This window comes from Streptoverticillium reticulum (genome assembly GCF_047456005.1).
GTDB lineage: Bacteria > Actinomycetota > Actinomycetes > Streptomycetales > Streptomycetaceae > Streptomyces > Streptomyces reticulum.
The window spans coordinates 1,180,068-1,192,763 of the sequence record NZ_CP179755.1 but is presented as its reverse complement, the minus strand read 5'-3'; the positions used below and the strand labels follow the sequence as shown (position 1 = coordinate 1,192,763).

At 74.2% G+C, this 12,696-nt stretch carries 11 protein-coding genes; 2 read left to right on the top strand and 9 right to left on the bottom strand.

Annotation, left to right across the window (positions count from 1 at the left end):
* Positions 1-5: 5 nt before the first annotated feature.
* From ACMATS_RS05415 to ACMATS_RS05405, 3 genes are all read right to left on the bottom strand, one after another.
* The gene (locus ACMATS_RS05415; protein ID WP_414167073.1) at positions 6-1,382 is read right to left on the bottom strand and encodes an N-acetyltransferase family protein; all 1,377 of its coding nucleotides are present in this window, start codon (positions 1,380-1,382) and stop codon (positions 6-8) included.
* Positions 1,383-1,492: 110 nt separating this feature from the next.
* A complete protein-coding gene (locus ACMATS_RS05410; protein ID WP_414167072.1) occupies positions 1,493-2,878 on the bottom strand; it encodes a dihydrolipoyl dehydrogenase family protein in 1,386 nt (461 codons plus the stop codon).
* Between the two features lie 103 nt (positions 2,879-2,981).
* The gene (locus ACMATS_RS05405) at positions 2,982-3,812 is read right to left on the bottom strand and encodes an alpha/beta fold hydrolase (RefSeq protein ID WP_390778589.1); all 831 of its coding nucleotides are present in this window, start codon (positions 3,810-3,812) and stop codon (positions 2,982-2,984) included.
* Positions 3,813-3,939: 127 nt separating this feature from the next.
* Between ACMATS_RS05405 and sigJ the strand changes: the two genes are divergently transcribed.
* A complete protein-coding gene (gene sigJ, locus ACMATS_RS05400; protein WP_390778590.1) occupies positions 3,940-4,863 on the top strand; it encodes an RNA polymerase sigma-70 factor in 924 nt (307 codons plus the stop codon).
* Between the two features lie 260 nt (positions 4,864-5,123).
* Positions 5,124-5,873 (top strand): GntR family transcriptional regulator, encoded by a 750-nt coding sequence (locus ACMATS_RS05395; protein WP_390778591.1) that lies wholly within the window; start codon positions 5,124-5,126, stop codon positions 5,871-5,873.
* Positions 5,874-6,085: 212 nt separating this feature from the next.
* On the opposite strand, the gene ACMATS_RS05390 is transcribed toward ACMATS_RS05395, so the two are convergent.
* The 6 genes from ACMATS_RS05390 to ACMATS_RS05365 form a co-directional block, all read right to left on the bottom strand.
* Complete coding sequence (locus ACMATS_RS05390) at positions 6,086-7,234, bottom strand: ROK family transcriptional regulator (protein ID WP_414167071.1); 1,149 nt, start codon at positions 7,232-7,234, stop codon at positions 6,086-6,088.
* 89 nt (positions 7,235-7,323) lie between these two features.
* Complete coding sequence (gene mug / locus ACMATS_RS05385; RefSeq protein WP_336413652.1) at positions 7,324-7,863, bottom strand: G/U mismatch-specific DNA glycosylase; 540 nt, start codon at positions 7,861-7,863, stop codon at positions 7,324-7,326.
* A gap of 3 nt (positions 7,864-7,866) precedes the next feature.
* A complete protein-coding gene (gene purB, locus ACMATS_RS05380) occupies positions 7,867-9,300 on the bottom strand; it encodes an adenylosuccinate lyase (RefSeq protein ID WP_414167070.1) in 1,434 nt (477 codons plus the stop codon).
* A 207-nt stretch (positions 9,301-9,507) separates the two neighbouring features.
* Positions 9,508-10,275 (bottom strand): SGNH/GDSL hydrolase family protein, encoded by a 768-nt coding sequence (locus ACMATS_RS05375; protein WP_414167069.1) that lies wholly within the window; start codon positions 10,273-10,275, stop codon positions 9,508-9,510.
* 35 nt (positions 10,276-10,310) lie between these two features.
* A complete protein-coding gene (locus ACMATS_RS05370) occupies positions 10,311-11,324 on the bottom strand; it encodes a hemolysin family protein (RefSeq protein WP_414167068.1) in 1,014 nt (337 codons plus the stop codon).
* A complete protein-coding gene (locus ACMATS_RS05365) occupies positions 11,321-12,646 on the bottom strand; it encodes a hemolysin family protein (RefSeq protein WP_414167067.1) in 1,326 nt (441 codons plus the stop codon). Before ACMATS_RS05365 ends, ACMATS_RS05370 begins: the two co-directional genes overlap by 4 nt.
* Positions 12,647-12,696 lie beyond the last annotated feature (50 nt).

Genomic DNA, 12,696 nt, shown 5'->3' with positions numbered 1-12,696 from the left:
CCGTGTCAGGGGGATTTGCGCTGGGCGGGCTCCCGTGCGGGCACGCCCGCGGCCTTGCGGGCGGACGCGAGCCGGGCCGTGACGACGACGGTGCCCTCCTCGATCTGGTAGTCCAGCGGCAGGCCGAGGGCCCGCATCGCCGCGACCATGCCGGTGTTGGACGCGGTGGTGACGGCGTAGACGCGGGCACAGCCGGCCTCCGTGGCCAGGGCCACCAGCCGGCCCAGCAGTTCGCCGCCGACGCCGCGCCGCTGCCACGTGTCCTCGACGAGCAGGGCGACCTCGGTCTCGTCGCCGTCCCACAGGAGGTGTCCCAGGGCGACGAGTCGGCCGGACGGGGTGTACGCGGCCAGGGTGCGCCCGAAGCGCGGGCCGAGCAGGTGCCGCAGGTAGCGGTCGGCGTCGTCGACCGGGCCGTGGTAGCGGCGGGCGAGCGTGGCGGGGGAGCAGCGCTCGTGCATCGCGCGTGCGGCGGCGAGGTCGCCCAGGCCGGCCCGGCGGACGGTGATCTCGTGGCCCTCGGGCAGGGTCAGCACGTCGCTGCGGGCCGGCATCCGCGATCCGAGCCGGGTGTCGAGCTCGACCAGGGCCCGGGCGCGGGCGAACTCGGTGGGCGTGAACGGCAGGTGCGGTCGCTCGATGGTGATCGTCCCGCCGGCCGGGTCCCGCAGCCGCATCACGGTGCCCTCCCACGTCCCCTCCTCCGGCACCGGGTCGGCCTCCGCGGGCCGCAGCGGTACCGAGCGGATGGTGCAGCGGCCCAGCAGCTGCCGCAGGGCGAGCGGCAGTTCGGCCGGGTCGAGCGCGGTGCGGGTGGCGAGGCCGAGCACCCGGGTGGGGGCGTCCACCAGGTCGTGGGCGTCCGCCCGCTCCAGCCAGGTGTGCTCGCCGCCGCCGTCGGCGGCCGCCCGGGTCAGGTCCGCGGGCGCGAGCACGGCGGGGGCGCGCAGCAGGAGTTCGTCGACGGTGCCCTCGGCGAGGGGGTGGGTCTGCAGGGCCAGGATGTCGACCCGGTGCCCGGCCAGCGCCAGGCACAGCGCGGCCAGGCTGCCGGGCTCGTCGCGCACGGTCGTCCGCATCCGCCACAGCGCGCTGTCGCCCGCCTCGGCGGGTGCGGGGCGGGCGGCGGGCGGTGGCGGGGCGCTCGTACCGTCGCCCGGCGGGGCGTGGCCGCGGCGGCGGGACCACCAGACGTGGAGGCCGGCCGTGGCCAGCAGGGCGGCCGCCGAGCCGACCAGCAGGGCCGGGCCGTCGGGGCCGTGGACGACCGTGTCGGCGACGGAGTCGGCGGCGGCGACCGCCGTGAACAGGGCCGCGATCTCGGCGAGGTCGCGGCGCCAGTGGTGGCGGGGGCGGTGCTTCGCGGGAGTCTCGTCGGTCATGACCTCCACCCTGGACGAGCGGTGTTGCGTGATCACGAACGCTCTGTGTCCGACGGGTAAAGGGACGCGCCCTCGTGCATCTGCCCACGAAGCATGATTTCTCGTGGAATTTACGCCGGATCCGTTTTGGACCACAGGTCCCTCAGCGCGTCCTCCACGCCCCGGTGGAAGGTCGGGTACGCGAAGATCATGTGCCGCAGGGTCTCCACCGGCACCTCGGCCTGGACCGCCACCGCCAGACCGTACAGCACCTCGCCGCCCGTCGGGCCCATCGTCGTCGCCCCGACGAGCACGCCCCGGCCGCTGTCCTCGACCAGCTTGACCAGCCCTTCGTTGCCTGCCTTGTGGATCCAGCCGCGCGCCGACTCCGGCACGCGCGAACAGCCCGTGCGCACCGGCAGCCCCTTCTCGCGGGCCTGCCGCTCGGTCAGGCCCACCGCCCCGATCTCCGGGTCGGTGAAGGTCACCCGGGGCAGCGCCCGGTAGTCTGCGTCGGGGCCCGGGTCGCCGAGCACGCTGCGGACGGCGATCTCGGCCTCGTACATCGCGACGTGCGTGAACGCCCCGTGCCCGGTCACGTCGCCGACGCCCCACAGGCCCGGTGCGGCCAGCATCCGCCCGTCGGTCTTCAGCGAGCGGGCGGAGGGGTCGAGGCCCACCGTCTCCAGGCCCAGGGCGGAGAGGTCCGCCTTGCGGCCCGTGGCGACGAGCAGTTGATCGCCCGTCAGCTCCTCGCCGTTCTCCAGCGTCAGGGTGAAGGCCTCGCCGTCGTGCCGCACGGCCGCCACCCGTGCGCCGGTCCGCGGCGACACGTCCTCGGCGGCCAGGGCCTGGGCCAGCAGCTCGCCCGCCTCCGGCTCCTCGGCGGGGACGAGCGTGTCCATGGCCTCCACGACGGTGACGGCGGTGCCGAACCGGTGGTAGACCTGGGCCAGTTCCACGCCGACCGCGCCGCCGCCCAGCACCAGCAGCGAGGCGGGCGGCTCCTTCGCGGCGATCGCGTCCCGGTTGGTCCAGTACGGCACGTCCGCCAGGCCCGGCACCGGCGGGATCTGCGGGCGGGAGCCGGTGGCCAGCACCACGCCGATGCGCGCCTCGAAGCTGCCGCCCTCCGGGCCGTCCACCTCGACCCGCCCCGGCCCGGCCAGCCTGCCGCGCCCGCGGACGAGCACGCCGCCCTTTCCGGTGAAGCGGTCCGCCGCGACCCGGTCGTTCCAGTCGTCCGTCGCCTCGTCCCGGATCCTGGCCGCCACCGGCGCCCAGTCCGCGGCGACCTGCGCGGAGCCGGCCATGCCGGGCACCCGCCGCGCCTCGGCCAGCAGGTTCCCGGCGCGGATCATCATCTTGCTGGGAATGCAGGCCCAGTAGGGGCACTCGCCGCCGACGAGCTCCGCCTCCACGCCCACGACGCTCAGGCCGGACTCGGCCAGCCGTCCCGCCACGTGCTCGCCGCCCGGACCCATGCCGATGACGACGACGTCCACCTGTTCGGCCACTGCACCGCACCTCTCCCACGGGAGTCGACTGGGGGTGTCCAGCCTTGCACCGGCGGGCGGCGGCGTCACTGTGCGACGCGCGCCCGGCGCCCGCGCCCCGCGGTCAGCGCGAGGTGTCGAGGACGACGCGGGCGACCAGCGCCGGGTCGTCGTTCATGGGGCAGTGCCCGCAGCCGGGCAGTCGGACCAGCCGGGCCGCGGGAATCACCTTCTTGGCCCGCACCCCCTGCCGCCGCAGGAGGACCCGGTCGCGCGTGCCCCAGGCGATGGTGACCGGGACGTCCGGGACGTCGTGGGCGTACAGCAACGACTGCCCGGCGGCGAGCGTGGCCTCGAAACCGGTCGCCTCGCGCATCGCCCGGGTCTCGGCGGCCACGGCATCCGGCGAACGGCGCCCGGGGCGGGCGTAGATGGCGCTCGTCATGGCCGCCCGGCCGGCGGCGGTACGGGACAGCCGGGCGACCGCGCCCGGCGGCAGCGTCAGGGCCCCGCGCCGCATCGCCTGCAGCACCGTGAAGGCGTAGCGGCGCTCGCCCTCGGTCCAGAAGCCGGCGGGGGAGAGCGCGGTGACGGACCGCACGAGCTTCTCGTGCCCGAGCTCCAGGGCGATCAGTCCGCCGAGGGAGTTGCCCGCGACGTGCGGCCGGTCCACGCCCAGCGCCTCGAAGAGGGCGCGCAGCACGGGGACCACGCCCCGCAGGTCGTAGGAGAGGCCCTCCGGCAGGGCGGGGGAGCGGCCGAAGCCCGGCAGGTCCACGGCGATGACGTCGCGCTCGGCGGCGAGGAGCCCCACCACCGGGTCCCAGGCCTGGAGATGGTGGCCGATGCCGTGCAGCAGCACCAGCGGATCGCCGCTGCCGAGCCGTTCGTGCACCACCTGCACGGTCCGCCGCCCGGAGGGGGTGGCGACGGGGAAGGAGATCGTCTCGGCCATGGAGCAGCTCCTCTGTCTTCCGCAATGTGTGTGAGACAGGATGTCAGCAACGGTTACCGCGGGGTAGACCCCGGAGTGGCCGGTGCGCCTGCGATGAGAGGCGGCTCATTGCGGCTCATGGCGGCTCATGTGGACAACGGCCCCCCGGTTCGGGTGGGATGGGCCGGTGAACGACCGTGACGCCGCACTCGACGCCTTCGAGGAACACCGCTCCACCCTGACCGGGGTGGCCTACCGCATGCTGGGTCGCTTCGCGGACGCGGAGGACGTCGTGCAGGAGGCCTGGCTGCGTTGGTCCCGCGAGGACCGCGACGAGGTCCGCGAACCCCGCGCCTACCTGGTGCGGATCACCACCCGGCTGGCCCTCGACCGGCTGCGCCAGGTGCAGTCCCGGCGCGAGGCCTACGTCGGGCCCTGGCTCCCCGAGCCCGTCACCACCGACTTCGCCGTCGCCGTCCCGGACACCGCCGAGCGGGCCGTGCTCGCCGACTCCGTCTCGCTCGCCCTCCTCGTCGTCCTGGAGTCCCTCTCGCCGCTGGAGCGCGCGGTGTTCGTGCTGCGCGAGGCGTTCGGCTTCCCCTTCCCGGAGATCGCCTCCGCCCTCGACCGCTCGGAGGCGGCGGTGCGCCAACTCGCCACCCGCGCACGCCGGCACGTCGACGAGCGCAGGCCGCGCTTCGACGTCGACCCGGTGCAGCAGCGCGACCTGACCGAGCGGTTCCTCGCCGCGGCCACCGGCGGCAGCCTGGAGGACCTGCTGGCCCTGCTCGCGCCCGACGTCCGGCTCGTCAGCGACGCGGGCGGCAAGGCCAAGGCCGCGCTGCGCGTCATCGAGAGCGCGGACAAGGTGGGCCGCTTCCTCGTCGCCGTCTCGAACATCCAGGACCCCGGGCTGGAGCTGCGCTTCGAGGAGGTCAACGGCGTTCCGTCGATGGTGCTGCTGTCGCAGGGCCGGCCGGACACCGTCTTCAGCCTCGGCGTCACCGACGGGCGGATCGCGGCGGTCTACATCATGCGCAACCCGGACAAGCTCACCGGGGTGCGGTCATAACCGCTGCGCCCTTGTCTGCTGCATAGCGGACATATCCCCCTGGGCTGCCCGGAGTTGCGGCGGCCCGCCCCGGCTTCTGCTGCATGCCCCTGCCGCCTCGGTGACCACCGTGGCCTGGTGCGTGGGCTGTTGCGCCGTGCCGCCCTCCGCCGTACCCCTGCGCATTGGTCTTGACCAAGTCCGCGCACCGCCCTATGGTCGCAGGCATACTGCAACAACCTTTAATAAAGAAGCGCGCAAAACCCTTTGCGGAGGACAGGGTGGGGACCACGCAGCTGGAATCGGTGCCGGAGCCCAAGTACTGGCACCTGAAGACCGTCCTCAGCGACGCACTCGACTCCGAGTTCGCCGTGGGGGAGATCCTGCCCAACGAGCGCGATCTCGCCGCCCGGTTCGGCGTCGCCCGGGCCACGCTCCGGCAGGCGCTCGAGCAACTGGAGCTGGAGGGAAGGCTCCAGCGCCGCCGCGGCGTCGGCACCACCGTCGCCCCGCCCCGCATGGGCGTGGCCGTCGGTGACGCCGGGCACGTCTGGCCCGGCACCGCCGCCGACTCCTGGCAGGCCGTGGACGGCACCGAGGCCGCCCCGCCCGCGGCCGTCGCCCGCCTCCTCGGCACCGGCGCCGAGGAGACCGTGCACACGGTGCGCCGCATCCGCAGGACGCACGGCCAGACCGTCGCCGCCGAGCTGCTGTACGTCCCGGCGGCGAGCGTCCCGGGTCTCGCCGCCATCGACGCGCCCGGCGGAGCGGCCCGCGCCCGCGCCGTGCTGCGCGAGCTCCAGCGGATCCAACTCGAGGGCCAGGAACGTTCAGTGGAGCTGGGCTCGGCCCGCGCGGACGACGCCAAGCAGCTCGACCGGCTCCCCGGCTCGCCCGTCCTCGTCGTCACCACCCGCTACGCCGCGGGCGGTGCCACCGCGGCGGTGGCTGTCGCCACTTACCGTGCGGACACGTGCCGGCTCACCTTCGGTGGCTCGGGCGGGTCGGACGTGCAACTGCTTGCCGGCTGAGGCCGGTTCGCCCCGTAAGGGGCGCGGGGAACTGCGCGATCAGCCACGACGCACCCGCAGTCGACGTTCCCGGGGCTTCGCCCCGGACCCTCTGGGGTAGTGCGTCGGCTGCGGGCCCGTCAGTGGCTGGTCGCGCCTGCGCGGCGGAGCCGCATGATGTAACAGCCCCGCGCCCCTTTACGGGGCGCCCCTTTACGGGGCGTTGCCCCCGACTACGGGGCGCTGCCCCCGACCGCGAAGAGCTGTTCCTCCACGTGGTCGAGGGCCAGCCGCAGGGCGCCCGTCGCCACCGCGGCCTCGCCGAGCAGTGACTGCGCCACCTGCGGCGGGCGCAGGCAGTAGCGGGCCAGCTCCCTGCGGAGCGGTTCCAGCACCCCGTCCGGGCCGGCCGCCCAGCCGCCGACCACCACGAGCTCCGGGTCCAGGGCCAGCACCAGGGCCGCCACGTCGTGCACCAGGCGCCGCAGATAGCGCTCCACCGCGGCCCGCGCGCGCTCGTCGCCCTCGTCCGCCAGCGCGAACACCCGGGCCACCTGGGCCTCGTCGAGTGGATGCAGCGGCTCCCCGGTGGGGGACAGCACCTCCTCCGGAGTGGCCTCGCGGCCCAGCAGGTGCAGGGCGCCGATCTCCCCGGCCGCGCCGCCGAAGCCCCGGTGCAGCCGCCCGCCGATCAGCGAACCCGCCCCCGGGCTCAGCCCGGCGAGCACGAAGACGACGTCGTCCGATCCGGTCGCCGCGCCCTTCCAATGCTCCGCCACGGCCGCGGCGTTGGCGTCGTTCTCCACCAGCACCGGGCACCGGAACGAGCGCTGCAGCCGCTCCCCGAGGGGCAGTCCGGTCCAGCCCGGCAGCGCCGTGCCCAGCCGGACGGTCCCGTCCGCCTCCACGATGCCGGGGCTGGCCACACCCACGGCCCGCAGTGAACCGCACGGCACGCCGGACCGCTCCAGCAGCCCCTCGACAGCGACCCGCACCTGCTCCAGACGCTCGTCCGCGGGAGCGGCCGCGGAGACGTCGACCGAAGCCGACCCCACGACCCGCCCGCCCAGGTCCGCGAGCAGCGCGGCGATCCGGTGCGCCCCGATCTCGATGCCCAGCAGGTGCCCGGCCTCGACCCGGAACCGGAAGCGCCGCGCGGGCCGTCCCTGCCGGCGCGCCGCGCCCTCCTCGACGGGCGCCTCCGCCACCAGACCCGTCGTGATCAGGCCCTCGACCACACCCTCCACGGTCGGCCGGGACAGGCCCGTCACCTTGACCAGGTCGGTGAGCGTGGGGGACGCGGCGGCACGCAGTGCGTGCAGCACCACGGCCGAATTGATCCGCCGCAGCAGAGACGGATCCCCGCCGGTGAGCCGCCCCAACGTGCCGCCTCCTCGCTTTGCGTGCGCTTTGCCTGCTGCCGGATCGTAGCCGGTGCGCGTCCGGGCGGCGAGCGTCCGGACGCGCCGGTTCAGTCGGTCCCGGCCGCCGCGCGCAGCCGGCCGAACTCCTCGGCCATCGTCGCGAGCGTCCAATGCGCGTTGAGACCGCTGGGGTTGGGCAGCGCCCAGATCCGGGTGTCCCCGATCGTCCGCTCCTGCGGGCCTATGGCGGCGCGCTTGTCGCCGAAGGCCGTGCGGTAGGCGGTCACCCCGGCCACGGCCAGCCAACGCGGCTGCAGCCGGGCCACCTTCTCCCTCAGCAGCCGCCCGCCCTCGCGGAACTCCTCGGCGCTCAGCTCGTCGGCCTTCGCGGTCGCCCGCGCCACCACATTGGTGATGCCGAGCCCGTACGTGAGCAACTCCTCCTGCTCCGACGGGTCGAGTCGGCGCGGGGTGAAGCCCGACGCGTGCAGGACGGGCCAGAACCGATTGCCCGGGCGGGCGAAGTGATGGCCCGTGGCGGCCGTCATCAGGCCCGGGTTGATGCCGCAGAACAGGACGCGCAGACCGCCCGCGACGACGTCGGGGACGAGACGGTCGCGGGCGGCTTCGAGCTCTTCGGGAGTCATGCGTTACAGGATGGCGCCCGGCGTGTAGGCGGCCGCCTCCGGGTGCTGCTTGGCGATCTCCTCGATGCGGGAGACGACCGAGGCGGCCTGGTCGGCCGCGGCACCGGTGAACGACAGCTTGTCGGCCATCAGCGCGTCCAGCGCGGCACGGTCGAGCGGGATGCGCTCGTCCGCGGCCAGCTTGTCGAGCAGCTCGTTGCGCTCGGCACCCTGCTCGCGCATGGCCAGCGCGGACGCCACCGCGTGCTCCTTGATGGCCTCGTGCGCGACCTCGCGGCCGACACCCGCGCGCACCGCGCCCATCAGCACCTTGGTGGTGGCGAGGAAGGGCAGGTAGCGGTCCAGCTCACGGGCGACGACGGCCGGGAAGGCGCCGAACTCGTCGAGCACGGTGAGGAACGTCTCCAGCAGGCCGTCCAGCGCGAAGAACGCGTCGGGCAGTGCGACGCGGCGCACCACGGAGCAGGAGACGTCGCCCTCGTTCCACTGGTCGCCCGCCAGCTCGCCGGTCATCGACGCGTAGCCGCGCAGGATCACCATCAGGCCGTTGACGCGCTCGCAGGAGCGGGTGTTCATCTTGTGCGGCATCGCCGAGGAGCCGACCTGGCCCGGCTTGAAGCCCTCGGTCACCAGCTCGTGCCCGGCCATCAGCCGGATCGTCTTCGCCAGCGAGGACGGCGCGGCCGCGAGCTGCACCAGCGCGGTCACCACGTCGTAGTCGAGGGAGCGCGGGTAGACCTGGCCGACGGAGGTGAAGGCCCGGCCGAAGCCGAGGTGCTGCGCAATGCGCTCCTCCAGCTGCGCGAGCTTGGCGGCGTCGCCGCCGAGCAGGTCGAGCATGTCCTGGGCGGTGCCGACCGGGCCCTTGATGCCGCGCAGCGGGTAGCGGGCGAGCAGCTCCTCGGTGCGCCCGAAGGCGACCAGCAGCTCGTCGGCGGCGGTGGCGAAGCGCTTGCCGAGGGTGGTGGCCTGGGCGGCCACGTTGTGCGAGCGGCCCGCCATGACCAGCTCGGCGTGCTCGGCCGCCAGCTTCCCGAGCCGTGCCAGCACGGCGACGGTGCGGTTACGGACGTGCTCCAGGGACAGCCGGATCTGCAGCTGCTCCACGTTCTCGGTGAGGTCGCGGGAGGTCATGCCCTTGTGCACGTGCTCGTGGCCGGCGAGGGCGTTGAACTCCTCGATGCGGGCCTTCACATCGTGCCGGGTGACCTTCTCGCGCTCGGCGATCGAGGCCAGGTCGACCTGCTCCAGGACCCGCTCGTAGTCGGCGAGGGCCGTGTCCGGCACCTCGACCCCCAGGTCCTTCTGGGCGCGGAGCACGGCGAGCCACAGCTTCCGCTCCAGCGTCACCTTGTACTCGGGGGACCACAGGACGGCGAGCTCCGCGGAGGCGTAGCGGCCGGCCAGAACGTTGGGGATGCGAGGCTTTGCAGTCACGTGACCAGATTCTACTGGCGGTTCACGCAGGTCGGAGCACCGGTGCCGGTTGTGCGTTGCTACGAGGCCGTCCGTTGCCCGCGGACCGTGCGTGGTTGCTCGCGCAGTTCCCCGCGCCCCTTCGGGGCGCGGTCAGCGGACGCCTCACCAGGGGCGCCCCGAACGGGCGCGGGGAACTGCGCGACCAGCCACGGACACGTCGCACTTTTACACGTACGGCAGAAGTTCCGGCCGCTTCGGCGGCCGCCCGTCCCCGGAGGAGCGGCCCGACAACCGCCGCCCGATCCACGGCAGCAGGTGCTCCCGCGCAAAGCGGGCGTCCGACGCCCGCCGCGCGGCCCAGCCGGCGCGGGCAGCGGAGGGAAGCGGCTCCCGCCAGTCGAAGGCAGGCGCATGCCCCAGCGCCTGCCACACGGCCTCGGCCACCCGCCGGTGCCCCTCCGCGTTCAGGTGCAGGCGATCCTCGGCCCACAGCCGGGGGTCGCCCAGTACCTCGGCCCCGAAGAGGTCCACGACCAGGGCGCCGTGCCGCTCGGCCAGCCCGTCGACGAAGTCGAAGAGCTGTTCCATCCGGGGCCGGAACCGTTCCATCACGGGCCCCTGCCGCCCCGGGCTGCGCATCAGCACCAGCTGCCGGCAGCTCGGCGCCAGCCGGGCCGCGGCCTCCTCCAGCCGGGCGCAGACCAGGTCCACGTCGCACGAGGGCCGCAGGACGTCGTTGAGCCCGCCGACCAGCGTGACCAGGTCGGCGCCCATCGCGGCGGCCGACGCCGCCTGCTCGTCCACGATCTGGCCGATCAGCTTCCCGCGCACCGCCAGGTTCGCGTACCGGAACCCGGGGGCGCGCTCGGCCAGCCGGGCCGCGAGCAGATCGGCCCAGCCGCGGTACGAGCCGTCCGGCAGTCCGTCGGACATGCCCTCGGTGAAGGAGTCGCCGACCGCGACAAAGCTGGTGTAGGTGGCATTCGTCTGCATGACCCGGCGATCCTACGCCTGCGCGCGGCGCCGGTTCACGGCTGCCGGCCCACCAGTTCGCGCAGCACGTCCTCGAGCGTGACCAGCCCCGTCAGCCGGCTGTCCTCGCCGATGACCGCCGCGAGGTGGGCGCCCGTGCCGCTCATCGCGGTGATCACGTCGTCGAGCGGGGTGTCCGAGCGGACCCGGGCGATCGGACGCATCTGCTCCGGCAGGAAGGGTTCGTCGCGCGGCTCGGCGTCCAGGGCGTCCTTCACATGGAGGTAGCCGAGGATCCGGTCCTGCTCGTCGACCACCGGGAAGCGGGAGAAGCCGGTGGCCGCGGAGAGCCGCTCCAGCCCCTCGGGGGTGATGCCCTGCCGTGCCGAGACGACCTTCGCCAGTTCCATCACCACGTCCTCGACCGGGCGCTTGCCCAGCTCCAGGGCGTCCCGCAGCCGTTCGGTGGCGCGGGCGTCGAGCAGGCCCGCCTCGCTGGAGTCGGCGACGATCCGGGCGAGCTGGTCGTCCGAGAAGGTGGCCGCCACCTCGTCCCTGGGCTCGACCCGCAGCAGCTTCAGGGCGCCGTTCGCGAGTTCGTTGACGGTGAAGACCACCGGGCGCAGGGCGCGCGCGAGCGTCACCAGCGGCGGGCCGAGCAGCAGGGCGGTGCGCACGGGTTCGGCGAGGGCGACGTTCTTGGGCACCATCTCGCCGAACAGCATGTGCAGATACGTGGCGACGGCCAGCGCGATGACGAACGACACCGGGTGGATCAGCGCCTGCGGCATGCCGACCGCGTCGAAGAGGGGGTGCAGCACGGTGGCGATGGCCGGTTCGGCGACCACGCCGAGCACCAGCGTGCACAGGGTGATGCCGAGCTGTGCCGCGGCGAGCAGGGCCGAGATGTGCCGCAGTCCCCACAGCACGCTGCGGGCCCGCCGGTCGTCGTCCTCGGCGAGCGGTTCGATCTGGCCGCGGCGCACCGAGATCATCGCGAACTCGGCGCCGACGAAGAAGGCGTTGACGGCCAGGGTCGCCAGCCCGATGAGCAACTGCACGAAGGTCATCGGTCCGCCTCCCCGGGCAGCGGCGCGGTCAGGCGCACCCGGGCGGCACGCCGCCCGGAGGCGTCGGTGACGTCGATGCGCCAGCCCGCGACGCGGATCACGTCGCCCTCGGCCGGGATGCGGCCGAGCTCGGTGGCGACCAGGCCCGCGACGGTCTCGTACGGGCCCTCCGGCACGCGCAGCCCGATCTCCTCCAGCTGGTCGTCGGTGCGGACGGCGCCGTCCGCGTCGTAGACCCTGCGGCCCTCGGCGTCCCGGCCGGTCGGGGCCAGGTCGGGGCGCTCGTGGGGGTCGTGCTCGTCGCGGACCTCGCCGACGACCTCCTCGATGATGTCCTCCAGGGTGACCACGCCGGCCGTGCCGCCGTACTCGTCGATGACGACGGCCATGCTGCGCTTGGCGGAGAGCCGGTCCAGCAGCCGGTCCACCGTGAGCGACTCCGGCACCAGCAGGGGCTCGCGGAGCAGCTCGGCGACGGGGTGGTGCGGGCGCCGGTCGGCGGGCACGGCCAGGACGTCCTTGATGTGGGCGGTGCCGACGACGGTGTCCAGACCGCCCCGGTGGACGGGGAAGCGGGAGAGGCCGGTCGCGCGCGTGGCGTTGGCGACGTCCTCGGCGGTGGCCCGTACGTCGAGGGCGACGACCTGGACGCGCGGGGTCATCACGTTCTCCGCGGTCAGGTCGGCCAGGTTCAGGGTGCGGACGAAGAGCTCCGCGGTGTCCTTCTCCAGCGCGCCTTCCCGGGCCGAGTGCCGGGCGAGCGCGACGAGCTCCTGGGGGCCGCGCGCGGAGGCCAGCTCCTCGGCGGGCTCCAGGCCCATCCGGTGCAGGAAGCGGTTGGCGGTGTTGTTCAGGTGCCGGATCAGCGGGCGGAAGGCGGTGCTGAACGCGCGCTGCGGGCCCGCGACCTTCTTCGCCACCGGCAGCGGGCGGGCGATCGCCCAGTTCTTGGGCACGAGCTCGCCGACGACCATCAGCACCACGGTGGACAGCACGGTGCCCAGGATCAGGGCCGTGGAGGAGGCCACGACGGGAGGCAGCCCGAGGGCCCTGACGGGGCCGGTGAGCAGGGTGGCGATGGACGGCTTGGCGAGCATGCCGATGACCAGGCCGGTGACGGTGATGCCGAGCTGGGCCCCGGAGAGCTGGAAGGTCAGGCTGCGCACGGCCTCGATCGCGCTCTGCGCCCCGCGCTCGCCGTTCTCGGCGGCCCGCTCCAGCTCGGCGCGCTCGACGGTGGTGAGGGAGAACTCCGCCGCGACGAACACCGCGCAGGCGAGCGTCAGCAGCAGGGCGAGCACCAGAAGGAGCACTTCGGTCATCGGTTCACCTCCGTCCCATGATCGCCCATGGGCGGACGCTCACAACCTTT